Origin of the sequence: Chryseobacterium sp. OSA05B (genome assembly GCF_019970065.1) — a bacterium.
GTDB lineage: Bacteria > Bacteroidota > Bacteroidia > Flavobacteriales > Weeksellaceae > Chryseobacterium.
Genome location: NZ_JAHXYH010000001.1, coordinates 447,097 through 465,535, shown reverse-complemented (window position 1 = coordinate 465,535; position 18,439 = coordinate 447,097). Strand labels below are relative to the sequence as shown.

The 18,439-nt window shown below is 38.5% G+C and carries 15 protein-coding genes and 1 pseudogene; 12 read left to right on the top strand and 4 right to left on the bottom strand.

The genetic code is table 11. The annotated features are described in order from the left end of the window. The first annotated feature begins 108 nt into the window (after nt 1-108). The 11 genes and pseudogenes from LC419_RS01985 (at nt 109) to LC419_RS01935 (ending at nt 13,088) form a co-directional block, all read left to right on the top strand. Complete coding sequence (locus LC419_RS01985) at nt 109-591, top strand: GNAT family N-acetyltransferase (protein ID WP_223605770.1); 483 nt, start codon at nt 109-111, stop codon at nt 589-591. A gap of 143 nt (nt 592-734) precedes the next feature. After that, entirely contained in the window at nt 735-1,790 is a 1,056-nt protein-coding gene (locus tag LC419_RS01980; RefSeq protein ID WP_223605769.1) for a serine hydrolase, read from the top strand. Between the two features lie 8 nt (nt 1,791-1,798). Further along, the gene (gene bla, locus LC419_RS01975) at nt 1,799-2,683 is read left to right on the top strand and encodes a class A beta-lactamase, subclass A2 (protein ID WP_223605768.1); all 885 of its coding nucleotides are present in this window, start codon (nt 1,799-1,801) and stop codon (nt 2,681-2,683) included. Between the two features lie 60 nt (nt 2,684-2,743). Further along, nucleotides 2,744-3,106: a DUF2200 domain-containing protein gene (locus LC419_RS01970; RefSeq protein WP_223605767.1), complete on the top strand. Its 363-nt coding sequence runs from the start codon at nt 2,744-2,746 to the stop codon at nt 3,104-3,106. Between the two features lie 15 nt (nt 3,107-3,121). Next, the gene (locus LC419_RS01965) at nt 3,122-3,568 is read left to right on the top strand and encodes a DUF1801 domain-containing protein (protein ID WP_223605766.1); all 447 of its coding nucleotides are present in this window, start codon (nt 3,122-3,124) and stop codon (nt 3,566-3,568) included. A gap of 140 nt (nt 3,569-3,708) precedes the next feature. After that, a complete protein-coding gene (locus tag LC419_RS01960; protein ID WP_223605765.1) occupies nt 3,709-4,245 on the top strand; it encodes a hypothetical protein in 537 nt (178 codons plus the stop codon). A gap of 710 nt (nt 4,246-4,955) precedes the next feature. After that, a complete protein-coding gene (locus tag LC419_RS01955) occupies nt 4,956-6,110 on the top strand; it encodes an AraC family transcriptional regulator (RefSeq protein ID WP_223605764.1) in 1,155 nt (384 codons plus the stop codon). 139 nt (nt 6,111-6,249) lie between these two features. Then, nucleotides 6,250-7,719, top strand: a pseudogene (locus tag LC419_RS01950) (serine hydrolase domain-containing protein). Nucleotides 7,720-7,851: 132 nt separating this feature from the next. After that, nucleotides 7,852-9,342, top strand: coding sequence for a class A beta-lactamase-related serine hydrolase (locus tag LC419_RS01945; protein ID WP_223605763.1), 1,491 nt, complete (start codon nt 7,852-7,854; stop codon nt 9,340-9,342). 198 nt (nt 9,343-9,540) lie between these two features. Next, nucleotides 9,541-12,423, top strand: coding sequence for a glycosyl hydrolase (locus tag LC419_RS01940; RefSeq protein WP_223605762.1), 2,883 nt, complete (start codon nt 9,541-9,543; stop codon nt 12,421-12,423). A gap of 77 nt (nt 12,424-12,500) precedes the next feature. Further along, on the top strand, nt 12,501-13,088 hold the full coding sequence (locus LC419_RS01935) for a Fic family protein (protein WP_223605761.1): 588 nt from the start codon (nt 12,501-12,503) through the stop codon (nt 13,086-13,088). On the opposite strand, the gene LC419_RS01930 is transcribed toward LC419_RS01935, so the two are convergent. The 4 genes from LC419_RS01930 to LC419_RS01915 form a co-directional block, all read right to left on the bottom strand. Continuing rightward, nucleotides 13,063-13,218, bottom strand: a complete 156-nt coding sequence (locus LC419_RS01930; protein ID WP_223605760.1) for a hypothetical protein — start codon at nt 13,216-13,218, stop codon at nt 13,063-13,065. The genes LC419_RS01935 and LC419_RS01930 overlap by 26 nt on opposite strands. Nucleotides 13,219-13,481: 263 nt before the next feature. After that, nucleotides 13,482-15,251 carry an FAD-dependent oxidoreductase gene (locus tag LC419_RS01925; protein WP_223605759.1) on the bottom strand — a complete coding sequence of 590 codons (1,770 nt, stop codon included), beginning with the start codon at nt 15,249-15,251 and terminating at the stop codon, nt 13,482-13,484. Between the two features lie 12 nt (nt 15,252-15,263). After that, on the bottom strand, nt 15,264-16,451 hold the full coding sequence (locus LC419_RS01920) for an FAD-dependent oxidoreductase (RefSeq protein WP_223605758.1): 1,188 nt from the start codon (nt 16,449-16,451) through the stop codon (nt 15,264-15,266). Nucleotides 16,452-16,707: 256 nt separating this feature from the next. After that, nucleotides 16,708-17,124, bottom strand: coding sequence for a hypothetical protein (locus tag LC419_RS01915; protein ID WP_223605757.1), 417 nt, complete (start codon nt 17,122-17,124; stop codon nt 16,708-16,710). A 285-nt stretch (nt 17,125-17,409) separates the two neighbouring features. On the opposite strand from LC419_RS01915, the gene glsA reads away from it, so the two are divergent. After that, nucleotides 17,410-18,423 carry a glutaminase A gene (gene glsA, locus LC419_RS01910; protein ID WP_223605756.1) on the top strand — a complete coding sequence of 338 codons (1,014 nt, stop codon included), beginning with the start codon at nt 17,410-17,412 and terminating at the stop codon, nt 18,421-18,423. The last annotated feature ends 16 nt before the right edge of the window (nt 18,424-18,439 follow it).

The following is an 18,439-nucleotide window of genomic DNA, read 5'->3' as shown; positions in this document are numbered from 1 at the left end:
TCCAATATCATCATACTGATGTGTCGGATGAAGTGAAATATTCTTTAAATTTGGTTTCGCTGAATTATAATTTTCCGTCTCAACAGAAATCAAAAACAAAACTTACTAATGAACCCTAAACCCAACATACAACTCAGACAAAGCGAAGAATCCGATCTGGAACACTTCTTTCAGTTTCAGCTTGACAAAGATGCCACTTACATGGCAGCATTTACTCCTGAGAATCCGATGGACAAAACTTCCTATCTTACGAAGTACACCAAACATCTGAACGATCCAGCTATAAATAACCAGACGATCCTTATCGACGATGCGATCGTGGGAAGTATGGCGAAGTTTGAAAGGGAAGGCGACGCGGAAATTACCTATCTGATCGATAAAAATCTCTGGGGAAAAGGAATTGCGACAGCCGCACTAGAACAATTTCTGACCCTTGAAACCTCAAGACCTATTTTCGGCCGGGTTGCATTCGATAATCTGGGCTCACAAAAAGTTTTGGAGAAAAACGGGTTCATCAAAATAGGGACGGATCGTTTTTTTGCCAATGCTCGGCAAATGGAAATTGAAGAATTCATCTATAAGCTAAGTTGAGAATTCAGAATATGATAACAGGACAAGTATTTCAGGACAAATACTATGCAAAAAGAAGAAGAAAAGGGGTAAAGAAGAAGTATCATGACGCTTTAAAAAAAGTGAAAAAATAAGAAATAAAACCAACTGGTAACAAAATATTAATGAAACAAATTTTTAGACTGATATTCATTGCAGCAACCATTTTCCTGACCGGCTGCCATTCTTCTGCACAGCAAAAAGACGATTACTCAACAAAAATTGACAGCCTGCTGAAAGCCACCAATCCGAGGAGTTTTAACGGAGTGGTTTACATTCAGCAAAACGGAAAAACAAAATATGCACAGGCACATGGATGGGCTGATTTCAATACAAAAACTCCTCTGAAAATTTCAGACAAATTCTCTACCATGTCGATTGCCAAGCAGATTACAGCCACACTGATCTTGCAGGAAGTAGAAAAAGGAAATATTGATCTGAATGTGCCTATCCGCAAATATTTACCGGATTTTAAATATTCATGGGCAGATACGGTTACCGTTCATCATTTACTGAACCATACTTCTGGATTAAACAGCGATCATATGGACAAACCATTAAAGTTTAAAACGGGAACGGATTTCAGCTACTCAAATGTAGGATATTCTTTGGCAGGGCAGGTTCTGGAAAAGCAAAGCGGTAAAAGTTTTCAGGAACTGGTGACTGATTTGTTCAAAAAATGTAAGATGAATGACAGCTATTATCCGAATGAAACGAGTAATACATTCTTAGTAAAAGGACATGCTATCAGAAAAGACGGGACTTTCAAGCTCAATGAGCAATCGGCTTTCAATGCGGATAATTATTTTGGAAGTCATTTAATTGTGACAGCATCCGATCTCGCCAAATGGAATGAATCGCTGCACAACGGAAAACTTTTAAAACCTGCGACTTATCAACTTATGACAAGCTACGTGATGACAAACACCCATAAGGTTTTTGGTGAAAAACCTATTGGTTACGGCTATGGTTTGAGAATTAATGATAAAGACGGCATGAAAGAAATCGGGCACACCGGTTTTCATCCGGGTGAAGGTTTTACAGCAGTGAATTTATATTACCCAAAAACGAAAACAAGCGTGGTCATCATGGAAAATACGGCTAATGAAAATTTTGATATTGCTTACTATTTTGAACAGCAGGTCAGAAAAATTGTGAGAGAAAGTCAACTTTTGAAATAGAATCCGATATGAAAAAAATAATATTCGTTTGCGTGACCTTCCTCTTTTCGGCTCAGGCATTGGCTCAAAATATAGATGATCTCCGTAAAGAGCTCAAACAAATTATTTCTACCAAAAATGCAACCGTCGGAATATCCATAAAAAGCATTGAAGACAAAGACACGTTGAGTGTTAACGGTAATCTGAACGCTCCGATGATGAGTGTTTTTAAATTCCATATCGCTTTGGCTACATTAAATCTTGTGGATAAAGGGAAAATTTCTTTAGCACAGAAAGTTTTCATTAAAAAGGAAGACTTACAGCCGGATACCTGGAGTCCGATAAATAACGAATATCCGAAAGGAAATATGTACCTGACTATCGATCAGCTGCTAAGATATACCGTCTCACACAGCGACAATAATGGCTGTGACATTCTCCTGAAATTAATCGGCGGTCCGGAAACCGTTCAGAAATTCATCAACCGTCAGGGAATCAAAGATTTCGTCATCAAAGTAAACGAACAGGATATGCGGATCTGGGAAAATCTGTACATTAATACCACAACTCCTTTGGCAACAACGGATCTGCTGGAAAAATTCTATAAAGGAAAGGTGCTGAAAAAAGTGACCACCCAATACCTCTATCAGATTATGGTGGAAACCTCCAGAGGACTGACCTGGATGAAAGCGGGGCTTCCTGAGGGAACTGAATTGGCACACAGAACAGGAATTTCATCAACGAATGAAAATAATTTAAGAGCAGGGATGAATGATGTGGGAATTGTCAAACTTCCGAACGGAAAGCATTTCATTATTTCAATTTATTTAAAAAACATAACGGAAAAAAGAGAGGACACCGAAAAAATATTGGCAGATCTTGCCAAAGCAACCTGGAATTATATGACGAAATAAACTGCTGAAGTATTGAAAATGATACAATTAATGAGTAAATTTCTTTAATAAAATAAGGATATGAAAACAACCCCTGAACACGACCAGCGTATTGCCAAAATGATATTCGCTTCGGTTTATCCGCACTATATCAAGAAGGTGGAAACCAAGGGCAGAACGATTGAAGAGCTGCATCAGGTTATAGAGTGGCTGACAGGATTTGACAATCAGAAACTGCAGGAACTCATCGACGAGAAAGTGACTTTTGAAACATTTTTCAAGAAGGCGAAACTGAACCCCAATGCTCATTTAATAACCGGTACCATTTGCGGTTACAAAATTGAGGAAATCGAAACCCCGCTGACCAAACAGGCCAGGTATCTGGATAAATTAATTGATGAACTGGCGAAAGGTAAGAAGATGGAAAAGATTCTAAGACAATAACCAAAAATCAACGCTATGGCAAAGACCAAAACGAACTATACCGGAGCTGATGTGACAGATTTCATCAACTCCTATGCTGACAGCGAACAAAAGAAAGCTGACAGTTTCAGCCTTATAGAACTGATGCAGGAATGGTCCGGCTTTGAACCCAAAATGTGGGGACCTTCAATTATAGGATTCGGAAACTACCACTACAAATACGCCAGCGGACGCGAAGGTGATGCTCCTATTCTTGGATTTTCGCCGAGGAAAGCTGCGTTTTCACTCTACGTTTATTCTGATACGGAAAAGAGTAAAACCTTACTCGCCAGTCTGGGTAAATTCAAAATGGCCAAAGCCTGTATCTATGTGAAAAAACTGTCCGATATCGATACCTCCATACTGAAAGAAATGTGCATGGAATCAATACAATATATCAACGAGCATCACGAGTGCGCCTGCCGGGAAAACCAAAACAATTGAAAATCCTGAATCAATCTGATTATTTGTGCGATTATTTTCAGCTTTTAAGAGTTTTACGCTAAATTTTCCTGTTCCTGAATGAGCTAATTTTAATATCTTTGACCACCAAATTATAAATATTAAAAACAGTAATTATGCAGATGAAACCATTAACATTAGTCCTAACCATCGTATTTCAGCTAGTAAGCTTAACTGCATTCTCGCAGCAAAATGCCGGATTGAATTCCTTACTGGACAAAAACACTGAATTTATTTTTCCGCAGACACCGGACAAGATGGCAAAAGCGTTAAATGTGAAAACTGTTTTCTATGAAGACGCCAATGAGGAAAAATACGCCAAATGGATGACAAAATCAGGACTGGAGCTTTATGCCAGCCTTGGAAATAACAAAACGATTAACGAAATGTCTTTTGATATCGTAGATGATAAAGGAGTGGTTATTGAAGGCCTTCCGTATCAACTTGCATTGAACAAAACTACTCTTCAGCAGAGTACAGCCAAATTCAGTAAATATGGTGCTACAACAGAAAAACTCGGCGAGTACACGGAACTTCCGGGTGGCTCAAAAATGACCTTTAAAAAAGGAAAACACTACACCATCTTAATGTTTGACCGCAAGAACCTTTTAAAATCTCTATATCTTACTACAGAACTTATTGGTCCTGGTGTCAATTAATAGGATTGTTTTTAAAAAAGATTAACGCTGTATTGATCAGTATTTATAAAAAATAAGAGTGGCTTTGGTCACTCTTTTATATTTTTCCTTCGGTTTGAAAAATGGATCGGATTCTTAAGTCGAAGGAGAAAATGTTTTTTTTCACGCAAAGAAAAACGAAGACTTGATGTTAATTTCTCTACAGTAAGATAAACAAAGGCGTTTCACTTATTTCCGAAATACAGGATTTTTACTGAAAATTAGAACCTCTGATTTTTTGAGATTTTTACAGTGTTTCATTGTTTTACTTTTTTTAATGAAATGCCCTTGTCTATCTTATTAAAATTGTTTCATTTCAAAGAAACTTTGTTTAACCTTGCGATTATTAAACTATTCTTTACTTACGTTGAAACTAAAATATATTGCTTTAAAACTTTGTGTTAAAATGAATTTTCATACAGCTTTTAAAGACATTTTTCGTCCGGTCCTCAAATTTTGATACTCATCAATAAAAACATTCCCGGGAGGCAGATGATGCACTACACTCATTAGTAGTATTCACATTCAGCGAGGTTTTTTAATGAGAAATACGCAAACAAATCCTGCCTAATATCTATATTTGTACCGTTCACTTTTGAATATTTAGTTGCTGTGACAGTTGCAGGAACTTCATCATAAGCTGAAAAACTATTTTTCTTTGAAAATAATTTACAAACAAACAGAAACAAAAAATGGATAAGATCAATGTATTAATTATTGTGACAGGAATCTCCCTGTTTATTTCATTATTTCTTGCATTTTTTTTGTTGACGGTCAGAACAGAATACAGGTTGAGCAACTCTCTTTTTGCGGCTTTTCTGATGGTGAACATAATGGATATCAGTGAGCCTTTAGTGAGTTTAGTAACGGATGGCCCTTCCAATCTGGGTATGTTGAGAAATACGCTGGCTTTCTTACAGATTCCGGCATTTTACCTTTATGTCTTATCGGTTTGTTATTCAGATTTCCGGCTTAAACCGAAGCATCTACTGCATCTGCTGCCATTTTTAGTAGTGAATATGATCTTGCTGCCCCGTTTTTATATGGTGGATGCCACTTCAAAAATGGATTTTATTATCAACCGCCAAAGCAGGATTGAGCTGCAGGTTACCCATATTCTTTTCCATATTCAGTTCGTAGCGTATTTTGTGGCTGTTTTTGTCCTGCTGAGGAAAGCAAAAAAGCTGTATCGCGAAAATTATGCAGGAGTCAATGTCAATTCCTACAACTGGCTGTTTCAGTTTACATCTGTATTGACGGCTTTATACCTGATTGTCATTATAAAGAACATTTTTAAATTTTCAGATTATCCTTATATCTCCGAATGGATCAAAATTGGAATTCTTGTATTCCAGCTGTTTATCATCTGCTGGTATTTATTTAAGGCATTAAATCATCCCGGTTTATTCAGAAATATTAATTCAAAATTAAGGCTTGTTTCCGATATTATTTCAGAAGAAAAAAATAATGAAGCTCAGACTGTCAGTGAAAGTGAACTGAATGAAGAGTTGATCAAATTAAAGAAATATATGGTTGAAGAAAAGCCTTTTCTTGATCCTTCTTTAACCATTCAGAATGTTTCAGACAGCACTCAGATTCCTGTCCGAGACCTGTCCCTTTTAATCAATCATCAACTGGGGCAGCATTTTTTTGACTTTATCAATACGTACCGCATAGAAGAGGCAAAAGAGATTTTAAAAGATCCTGCAAAAAAGAAGGTAACAGTTCTTGAAATCCTTTATGAAGTGGGTTTTAATTCAAAATCTTCTTTCAATACAGCCTTTAAAAAATATACGGATCTTACCCCTACTTTGTACCGTAAGCAGTTGTTAAGTAGTGATTTATAAAAAGTCGTACGTCCGAATACATTAATCGTACGCATTCTTTTGGTTAAATGCGACCGACTTTTTTTACTCGGTCGCACAGGGCCGGTTTCTTTCCCAAATTTGTATCGAAATCAATGTTTAACATCAAAAAAACGATACAATGAAAACTACTCTTTATTTACTAATTTCTCTGTTTATCCTTTCGAGCTGCCAGACCAGCCATCAAGTTTTGTCGAAAAAAGAAGATTACAGCTTTCTTACCGACAGCTTAAAAATAGAGCAGCAATTAGAAAAGTATAAACTCCCAGGATTCAGCCTTGTGGTTTTTGAAAACTATAAGATTGTATATTCAAACCAATGGGGTTTGAAATCTGCGAATTCTAATGAAAAGATAGATGAAAACACAGCTTTTTCTACAGCTTCTATTTCAAAACCCATCACATCGCTTCTCTGTCATATTCTTGAGGAAAAAGGATTGATTAATTTAAATGATCCGATCGACAAGTACTTAAAGCGTTGGCATTGACCTAAAAGTAAATTTACCGAAAACAACAGCCCGACCTGGAGACAGTTCCTTAATCATACGGCCGGTACCAGTCAGGGTGGATTTGAAGACCATTATGAAGGAGAAACCATTCCAACCATCAAGCAAAGCCTTTTGGGACAGATTCCTAGATATGATAAAGAAATTGAATTTCTCTTTACGCCGGGAACCAGTTTTGCGTACAGTGGAGGTGGTTACGTGATTATCCAGATGGCATTGGAAGACACTTTCAACAGACCCATTGCAGAATTAGCCAAAGAATATATTTTTTCACCACTTAACATGAAAAATACGACCATGATTCAACCTAATGAAAAAGGATTTCCAGCCAATGTTGCTTCTGTACATGATAAAGATGGAAAAGTGATTAAAACGGGATTACCCATCACACCACAGGTTGGAGCATCAGGAATGTGGTCTACACCAACTGATTTAGCAAAACTTTCCATAGAGATACAGAATGCACTTCGCAATAAAAACAACAAAGTCATCTCCCATGCTGTAGCCAAAAAAGTAACGGCAGTGACCGCTTTAAAAGATGCTGTTGGCGGATGGAGCTACGGTTGGCAAAAGTCTTTTGGGTATAACGGTTATGACTGGTTTTCATGCAATGGTTCCAATACCGGAGTGGGTGGAAATGTTTTAGCCACAATGAAAGATGGGGATGGTCTTGTCTATTTAGCCAATGGCGAAAAACCGAACCGTTTTCCTGTAATGGGACAGACTCAAAAAAAGATCCTGACACTGATGGACTGGAACAGTAAAGAATCTGAGGAAGAAACTCAGGAAATACCTTCAGATTTGAAAGCAAAACTCATCGGAACCTATGATGATTTCCTTTACGGCCAGGGAATGGATACTAAGATTGTGGAAAAGAATAACCGTTTGTATGTAGAATCCCTCATATTGGATCATTTTAAAGGAAAAAATGAGAATGAATTGGTTTATCTGAAAAACGGATGGTTTAAAATTATAGATTATCCGAACCCTTTAAAATTTGATTTCATCAATGGAAAACTGAATGCTGTCACTCTAAAAAGAGATCATCTGAGTATTAAAGTCCCAATAACTAGTAAAGTAAAATAGCTGTTCAAATCTTATTATAGTTATCATAATGTAATAAACTTCTTTCCCGAATTGTCTTATTACCAGAGCTGAGGATCAATGAAAATTATTGATTTCCCGGACAACCTTAATGACAAAAACTGAATAAAAACAATGACCAAGACTTTTGCCATCTTACTGACTGTTTTCCTGACCATGAGTATTCCGGGACAGCAATTAAACACTTTCTTTTCTACCCTCTATAAAAATAATATGTTCAATGGGAGTGTGGTGGTTTCCGAACCAGGAAAGCAAATCTTCTATGATCAGTATGGGTTCTCCAATATTGAAAAGAAAGAAAAGTTCAGTGACCAGTCTCAGTTTCCGATTGCTTCTGTCACCAAAACATTTACATCAACAGCGATACTTCAGCTTAAAGAAAAAGGGAAACTTAAAATGGATGATTCCGTTCAGAAATATCTTCCGGATTTTCCTTATCCTACGATCAGCATTAAAAACCTGCTTAATAATACTTCGGGTATGGCAGACTACTACAATCTGTTTGATATCATTATCAAGGAACAGCCGGAAAAAATAATTTCCAATCAGGATATTATTCCAACCTTGATCCGATTCAAAACACCGCTTACCTTCGTGCCCGGAAGTAAATGGGAATATAATAACGTCAATTTTTGTATCGCTGCCATGATCATTGAAAAAGTATCAGGAATGAGCTATGCCATGTATATGGAAAAAAATATTTTCAGCCCTGCAAAAATGAAAAATTCATTTGTTCCGAATGACCGGCAGATTAAAACAATAAATCAGGTAGAATTATATACCTATCCTAATTTATATTCGATGGATCTTGTGAACGTAAATGCCTCAAAAGAACCTTTTCTCATCGCTGCAAAAAGCAATTTTTATGGAAACGGAGGTCTTGTAAGTACCGCCTTAGATCTGGAAAAATATCAGAAAGCATTATTTAGCTATCAGATTCTGGGAAAGAAAGAATTAGAAGAAGCATTAACGGCTACGATTCTTAATGACGGAAAGAAAGTAACCTATACCATTGATGGAAAAGAAGTAAGTTATGGCTTAGGCTGGTTTATGTATACTGATGAAAGTAAAGGGAAAATAGTTTTTCACGACGGATCTATCCACGGACTTACCAGTATTTTGGCGCATAATATCAATAAAAATCAGTCAGTGATCCTTTTATCCAATACGGGAAATAGTCCTGTTTTTTCTACATTGAATGCTGTTTTACAGTTAATTGATCATCGACCGTATACAATTCCTGCACAGAATCTTTCCAGAATCTATGGGAATTTATTGGAAAACGGAAATAAGGAGAAAGCCAATCTGCTGATTAAAGAATATCTGAAAAACCCAAATGGCTATGAAGCAACGGAGAGAGATTTTAACAGATTGGGTTATCAGTTTCTCAGAAACCAAAAAAGTGAAAATTCTTTGCAGACATTTAGCTCTGCCGCATTACTTTTTCCAAAAAGCTGGAATGTTTATGACAGCTATGGTGAAGCATTGCTCCAATCCGGTAAAAAAGAAGAGGCCTTTAAAATGTATCAAAAATCTGTAGAACTGAATCCCGAAAATAAGAACGGCAAAGAGATGATCCGTAAAATCGAACGACAGTCTAAATAGTTCTTTATCTATTCAAAACTTTCAAATTAAATGATTAAAATTTAATCACCTGATCTCTTTCATGTGATTTTTTTATCAGAATTGTCATATTGTCAACAAATCCATTAAATTTGGTCTGCCCGATCATTTTGTTCCCGGAATTCAGGAACCTGAACCCTAGAGTTCACAGGCATTATAATTTTAATTGATAGACAATTCATGAAAAGAAGAGACTTTTTGAAACAGTGTTCCGTTGCGGCGTCCGGCCTGGTTTTGGTGAATGTGCTGCCATCGTACGCCCATGCCATGCTGGGAGAGGATCATTTTCCGAAATATAAGTCACTGTTTGAAATCTTCAGCAATCCCGAAAACCATTACCGGCCATTTGTCCGTTGGTGGTGGAACGGAAACAAAATAGGAAAAGCAGAAATCGCTCGGGAACTCAGGATCTTAAAGGATGCAGGAATAGGCGGAGTGGAGATCAATCCCATATCCTTTCCCTTGCGTACTGAAGATACGGGAAAACCGAGTGTAGAATGGTTAAGTGATGAGTGGATTGAACTGTTGAAGTTCACTCTTGAAGAAGCTAAATCATTGGGAATGACCTGCGACTTGCTTGTCGGGACCGGCTTTCCTATGGGCGGAGATTTTCTGGAAAAAGAAGAGTGCTCCCAGATTGTGGTTGTGGCGGTGAAAAAATTCAAAGGTCCCCTTATAACGGAATTCTCGCTATTTGATCTTTACAAAGAAGCTGATCCTGCCATTACCAATCCATACAGTGGAAGAACAATGGAAATGTTGGAAGTAAAGCTTGTTCCCGATCCTCTTAACAGTTTGGATGAGGTCATCAATCTTTCAGACCAGATTAAAAACGGAATAATTAAGGTATCTATACCCAAAGGAGATTATGCTGTTTACGGACTGGTAAAAATAGACCGGTTTATGAGCGTAATTCAGGGCGCTCCGGGTGGAATGGGACCTGTACTGAATCACTATGATACAGCGGCTGTAAAGAAATACCTCAACAGAATGAGCAATACCATTCAGCAAAAAACAGGACCATTGGCACCAGATATAAGGTCTTTCTTCATCGACAGTCTCGAAACGGAAGGAACGAATTGGAACCATGATATGATGAGCGAGTTCAAAAAGAGGAGAGGGTATGACCTGTATCCCTATCTGCCTTTTGTTCTGTTTAAAATCGGAAGTATGGGAAATACCACGGGTGTGAATATCCTTTATCGTGTAAAAATGGGTCAGGAGTTTAAAAAGATGATAGACCGGATGCGCTATGATTTCGAACTGACGAAAGCGGAACTATTCAGAGAACGTTTTGTACATACCTTCGCGCAATGGTGTAAAGACAATAAGATAAAATCAAGGGCACAGGCTTACGGACGCGGTTATTTTCCGCTGGAAGGAAGCTTTGAAATCGATATTCCTGAATGTGAAACGTGGCTGAAATATGGAATTGGAGAAGATATCAGTGAAGAAAAATTCACACAGTATCCCTGGCATTTGGGAAGGGGAAATACCATGATCAATAAACTGGTTTCTTCTGCCGCTCATTTAAAAGATAAAAAACTCATCAGCTCTGAAGAACTTACGAATACAGACATGCTATTTAATGAAGAGCTGGAGATCTTCAAAATAGCTGGAGATCAGAGTACCATATCCGGAGTAACCCATCCCGTTTTTCATGGATTTAACTATTCTCCGCCGGAAGCTGCTTTTCCCGGTTGGATCACCTATGGCGGGTATTTTAATGAGAAAAATACAATCTGGCCTTATTTTAAACATTATACACATTATCGGGCGAGACTTTCCGCTTTATTGCAGCAGGCGACGATGTTCGCAGATATTGCTCTTTTAGCTCCTTTCGCAGACCAATGGACACAGTATGGAGCACAGAATGAGCCTTTTCCAACGGTGGTATCACCCGCTTATCAGGCTTTGATCTGGGAATCTGTCCATCAGAATGGCAATGCCTGTGATTATGTATCGGAACAGGTGATCAGTGATTCAGAGGTGAAGAAAGGTTTTCTTACCTATGGAAAAAGAAAGTATCACACTTTATTTTTGATTGAGGTGCATAGTCTGGATACGGCCACAGCAGAAAAACTGTATGAATTTGTCAGTGGCGGGGGAAGGATATTCTGTATTGAAGCTATTCCGGATCGGTCTACAGGCTGGAATCATTACGAAGAAAGAGACCGGGAAGTACAAAACTGGATCAGCAAAATGCATACTTTTCCGGAACGTTTTATTTTCCTGAATAAACCTGCATCTGATTTTCTGAACTGGTATAAAGGCGTTCAGGAAAAGTTTAATATTACACCTTATATAAAGATCAAGACACCGAAAACATTCATCACACAGGTACGCTACGAAACCCGGGATGCTGAGATTTTTATGTTTACCAATTCCAGCAGTAAACACAGTGCGCCGTTGGATATCACCTTTGAAAAAAGTGTGGTCAAAAATAAGCAGGCCTGGTTGTGGGATGCGGTAACAGGGAAACGTTTCAAACTGGAGCTTCCGGATGGACGACTCAATATCGATTTAGGCCCAGCCGATTCAAAATTGATTGTCTTTGATGGCCATAAAAAAGGGACAGCCTGGAAAGAAATTCCCCTGACCGGAAGAAATGTAACAGAAATTGATGATCAGTGGCAAGTTGAATTTATACATTATGACGGGACAGTCACAAAAGAAGAACTCAACAAGCTGACAGATCTTAAAGAATTGCCTACCTATAGTCATTTCGCCGGAACAGTAATTTATAAGAATACATTTCAGGTAAAAAATAAACATACGGAAAGCTATATCAATCTGGGAGGTGTATACGGAATTTGCGAAGTGCGCATCAATGGAAAAGAAGCGGGGGTACAGTGGTTTGGAAGGAGAATTTATCCTGTGAGCGGTTTAGTCAAAGACGGGGTTAATGAAATAGAGATCAAAGTAGTCACAGTGATGGTCAATTATATGAAAACCCTTAAAGACAATGTGGTAGCTCAATACTGGACCAATCAGAAAAAGAAAGACCAGCCGCTACAGTCTATGGGATTGGTAGGTCCGGTGACTCTTTATCAGGAATCTTGAATATTAAAGGAAATCATTCTAATATCATTACCAAATTTATTTTTTATCATAAAGTAAACTTAAGTAAATTTATATTTATGAAGTATGAAGTTCCACGGGATGAATCCGAAATACTATCTAACAAACTAGGTTTAAAAAGCCTGGAGGAAATAGCTATTGCCGAATTTGAAGGCTTTTTACAGGCAGAAATTATATTAACAGAAAGTCTCCACAGACGGACCAAATTTAATACGAATTATATATTGAAAATTCATAAGCTGGCATTGGCTCATTTATATACTTTTGCAGGAAAATATCGTAATGTAAATATTTCAAAAGGAGGTTTCCTTTTTTCTTCAGCGAGATTTCTTAAGGAATCAATGAAGCAGTTTGAAGATGAGATCCTGCTAAAATTACCATCCGATTATAAAGATAAAGAAACTTTAATACAAGATGTTGCTATAGTACATGGTGAATTACTTTTTATACATCCATTTAGAGAAGGTAATGGAAGAACAGCCCGTATTCTTGCCAATCTGATGGTTAGAAAAGCTGGTTTTGACCCTTTGGAATTTGAAAAGATAAAGGGAAAAGAATTTGAACAATATATAATTGCAGTTCAAAGTTCTGCAGCAAAAAATTATGAGCCCATGATAGATCTTAGCGGGCAGATTTTGCCATCTTAGCTTCAATTTTTTTCAATGCTTTAGAAGCTGTATCAGCTGAGATTTTAATTCCTTCTATTTTAAAAGAAGCCACAGCAGATTTCATAATCTGTTGACGTAAAGCATCTGTATTTTTAGAAATTGGTTTCATTAGCCTTTTTGAGAAAGATTTAATTGCTATATACAAATATAGGGCTTTTCTACCTTATTTACTAGTTATTTCATGACAAAATGATAATGAGAAAAACCGCCTCATTCCTAAAAATGGGACGGTTGTATTTATCTAAATTCAGAATAATAAATGTATTAATGGGCTAATGAAATTTAATCCTGAAAGAAAAGTCATTAAGATCAGAAAAAGAAATCCCAACCCCAATATTAACTTCCAGCCTCCCTCTTCCAGCCCAATAGTTCCTACCATCCCAAATAATAAGTCGGGCTTAGCCAGATCGGGCGATGCATTCCAAAATGTTCCTGCAGCATTTTTTCGGCTTCGCAGAAAGCACCTTCCACCCATCCCTGTTGATCAGAATAAGCTTCCCCGATAATGTGAATAGACTCATCAGCTACCGGTTTTCTCATGTACGGCATTACGTTTTCAACGGAGTATCCGGCTTTCCAGGCGTGGTATCCTGCCCCAAAAGGCTCGTCAGTCCAGTCTTTAAAGTAAGTTACATAAGGATCCGGTATCGTTACATCAGGACCGTGCAGCTCGCGAAGCTGATTCATCAGTTCATCCACCATCATCTGGGTCGCCTGAACGTCATCGAGCTGATGCAGTTCTTTAAGGGATGCAGACTTGGTAGCCCTTACCTTGAAAAGTAACTTGTCATCGGATAATGCTTTCCAGAAAGTCTCGGTTTCCATGTCGCCATAACTTCCCAACAGCATTGAGTTATTGTTTTCAGGATCAGTCCCGAAATAATAACATTGTCTCATAGGCAGGTCGGTAATAGAATGGCCGGAATCGATGTCCAGTTGTTTCTCTTTCCACCACGGATATTCAAAGCCCATTAATATTTTAAAAGCAGGTTCCATAATCACCGATCGGATATTGGTATTGAGGACTGAATTTTCGTTAATATTGAAAAAGAAATTATTCTGATCCAGAAGCTCCAGAGATTTTCTCGGCATGGCAAGAACCAGCTTATTGGCGTACACATTCCATTTCGTATTGGTTTTCAGGTTCAGAAAAGTTAGCTGATATTGATGCGTATGGGCTAAAGGATGTTCTTTAGTGAAAGTAAGCAACTTATTTTCAGACCAGATGCAGGCGCCCTCATGTTCCATATAAGAATTGGCTATGGCATAAGCAATGCTGTCATACCCTTCTTCAATGGTTTTATAAATCGTTCCGGCAGAAAAATCTCCTACCATATAAGGAAAAGCCTCGGCAGAATTCCAGTTGATCGTGTTTGAATAATATCCGCCTGCATTGGCCACAAATTCATAGCCTTCCTGTGAAATCTGGTCCTTGATCAGGTTCCAGAATCCCAGATCATTTACCTTACGTCGGTCATAAGGAGAATTAGGGAAATTATAAACCAGCTTAGGTTTGATATCATCCCAGTCTTCACTTGTTAGTTTAAAACTATAATCATAGATGCTGTCGCCTTTGATAATCCTGTCGCCGTATTTCTCAGCTACCCACGGATCTGCCATCAGTACATCGTAAATAATCTTATTGAACAATTGATCCGAGCTGAAGCCGTAATCATCATCATTCAGATAATAGCGGGTGGCAAGCTTTTTTCCTTCTTTCTGGGCCACATCCCACGCATCCTGTTTGAAACGCTCTTTCCTCAGGTACATTAATAGTTTCGTAGGATCGCCCATCGGGAAAGGAACGGGGGTCATTTTATCTTTCAGAACAGGAATACGTTTAGCAGGATCTTCTTCAGTAAGCGGATAGCCTTCAATTAAGGTCGTTACGATTTCCTGAGAAGTCAGGTAGCGCATACCTCCGAGTTCTCCCCAGAAATTCATTCCCGGCATGACCACAGATTCCAGTCTTCCGCCCAGTTTACTGTTCATGTCGAAAATCTGTACTTCGCTGGCTTTAAATTTCTTATCGGTTACTAAACGGTAAGCGGTATACAAACCGGAAGTTCCGGCACCGATAATGGCTACTTCTATTTTTAAATCAGGATGCTTTCCTGTGTTTAATGGTGTATTTTTATTCATGGTTGATGGTTTTTAAATGGCTTTAAAGTATTTGCGTCCTAACTGGAAATGAGAGATGTCAAAATCCGTATGGCCGTCCACGGCAAGATCAGACATGATTTTTCCGAGGAATGGAGTGAATTTTGCGGCCCATCCTGTGGCATAGACCACAATGTTTTTATAATTCGGGACATATTTTGGCGCGAAGTCAATCAGCAGTTCCTTATTGGGTATTTTGCTCAAAGCAATAAGACAGGTGGAAGTATATTCAGGCTCTGCAGCCAATCCTGTCATATGCTGCTGTACCCAGTCAGAAGTATAAGCGAGCTCCTGAGGATTGGGAATTAATGTTCGGTCATTGGGTTCTTCTAAGGGCGTTATGACAAAATCCGGTGCGACGCGGATGTATTCCGGATGATCCCATTCTACAGAAGGAAAACCATAAAACTGATTGCCATTTTCCTCTATGGCATTCTGGAATACAAACCAGGTTGGATACTGTATATCCGGATCCGTTTTTCTAAAATAAGCCGAAGACATATTCCAGTACGTAGCTTCTATTTTGAAATCCAGTAAATTGATCACACTGTTGATGTAAGGTCCCGGGATAATCGCCAGTTTTTTAGCGATATAAATTCCGTTAGGAGTGGTAAGTTCAAAGAGATCACCTACCTGTTTGATGTCAAGAACAGGCGAATTTTCTTCCAGCTGAACGGTTTCTTCCTGTTTGCAAAGACCTAAAAGCGTTTCAATTGTTAATTTAAAATTGATGCTCGCACCATCCGGCTGAAACAGTCCGGTGTAATTGTCCGGTAAGTTTTTAAAATGGTATTTTTCTTCGATTTCTTTTGCGGTTAAGGTAGTGTAGGGAACACCCAGTTCTTTCAAGGCCTGCTCAGCCAGAGCGATATTTCCTTCCGTGGAATGTACTTCAGGATCTCCAAACCAAAGCGTACCCACTTTATCCAGCAGTGAAGTATTGGTCTGCTTTTCCAGCTCGTCCCAGTAGGGTTGTGCTTCAAGAGCCATTTTCACCATATATTCATCTGGGTAAGGGATACGGAATTGTCGGGACACCCCCGCGGAACTTCCAAGCTGGTTCACAAAAGTGAACTGTTCCAGAACTAAGGTTTTAGCCTTTCGTTTGCCAAGATGGTAGGCTGTAGCCAGGCCTATGGCTCCGCCACCAATAACGATGACGTCGTAATTTTCTGTTTTCATAGGTTTTGTCGTATTAGTTTTTACAGCGATTGAAATGGATGAAAGAGTAATACATCAATGGATTGTAATTCTTTCGAACATTCAACCTAAAAGTCCCGTTCTTAAATTGAATATTTAGTCAGAAAAACAATTACCGGCCATGTTTTTCGAAAGGTTTAAACACACGAATTTTATATCATGTACTGTATACTCGCAGAAAAAGACGGCCGGCAATTGAAGGATATGGACTGGTTATGATTAAGACTTTTTTATATTTTTAGTGTGCTTTGCACATCGCATCCCAGGTTGTCCAGAAGTGTGCATTAATGGCACCCGGAGGAGGGTTGGTACTGTCAGCAACGATACCTACCATAGAGGCACAGTTGGAATTACAGCCTATTTCGTTATGGTTTCCCTGTTGAGGAGGGATCTGGCGCCATGTACCGGTAGAACCGCTTAATAATTCTACTTTAATATCAAAGATTCCCGAAAGATTGGGTGTCTGAATTTGTTTAGTAGGAGCCTCACTTGAAATAGAATCACTCCAGTTACCCTGTGAGAATGTAACGCGCCATGTTGAAATCATTTTAGACGTGTTGTTCTGAGGGGACAGATAAACCCAGAATTGAGCTCCGTTTCCCAATTGAAGCTGGCCGGATGAGTTGGCGGTTCCGCTTACGTTTGGTGTTTCCATGTTGGTTGTATTTTGGTTGGTTAGTTTTTACTTATGGTATATTTCAGCGTATCAGTTGAGAAATTAATCTTTATCAGTAACGCTTGATTGGTAGTTCAAAGTAACAAAGAACAGCGCATTTTTTTTAGAGTATAAATGACCAATTACGGGGGTGAGTAGAAATACTTAATCTGGTTGAATCATTCTTAAACCTGTATGTTTTCAGGACATTTGCTAGTGAAGGATGAAATACTTTATCTTTGTTTTTCGGGGTTGATGATAAGATGTTAGCCGAAAAATGCCTTTATGAATAACAAAAGTTTTTTAGTTTCTGCAAAAGGAATCTGTATTGCAGCTTTCCTTTCCTTCAATACAATGATGTATGCTCAGAAAACAGCAGATATTTCCACCATTTCAGAGAAAACATTAAGCAGTATTCTGGAAAAAAACAGAACTTATTATACACAGGGTAAAGTCGCCGATTATATTCCTGAGCTGGGAAAGATGGATGCCAGAGCCATTGCTTTTTCAGTAGTGGAAAAAAACGGAAAGATATTCAATGTGGGAGATGTACAGAAGAAATTTACCATGCAGAGTATCTCGAAAATCATTGCCCTTATGATCGCTGTCTCTGAAAAAGGCGAAGCCAATGTCTTTGATAAAATGGGCTATTTCGGAACCGACCAGCCTTTCAATCATTTTTCCAACCTAGAAACCACAGGCAAGCCATTGAATCCAATGATGAATGCGGGAGCCATTTTGACTACCTCATTAATTTCCGGCGATGGCGAAAAACCATTTCTGAAAATTTTGGATCTGGTACGGTATATCACCAAAAATCAGACGTTGGATTATAACATATCCGTTTATGAATCCGAAAAATCTACCGGACATCGAAACCGCGGGATGTTTTACCTGATGAAAAATAACGGACTGATTTCAGGAAATGAAGATCAGCTGGATAATTATTTCAAGCAGTGCTCTATAGAACTGACTGCCGAAGATTTGGCTAAAATAGGCTATTTCTTTGCGAATGAATGTGTTCGTTTTGACGGAGACAGCAAGTATAAAAATGCAGAAATGTCAAAACTGATTCAATCCCAAATGCTTATTGCCGGCATGTACGAATTCAGCGGAGAATATGCCAGAACCGTAGGTCTTCCGAGCAAATCCGGTGTTGGAGGCGGAATTACCGTAAGTGTTCCCGGAAAAATGGGAATTGGTGTTTTCAGTCCGGCATTGGATCAGCATGGGAATTCTGCAGCGGGCTATCATATGATTTTAGACCTGGTGAAGCAGTACGACCTGAGTTTATTTTAAAGAACTGCATCTTCGT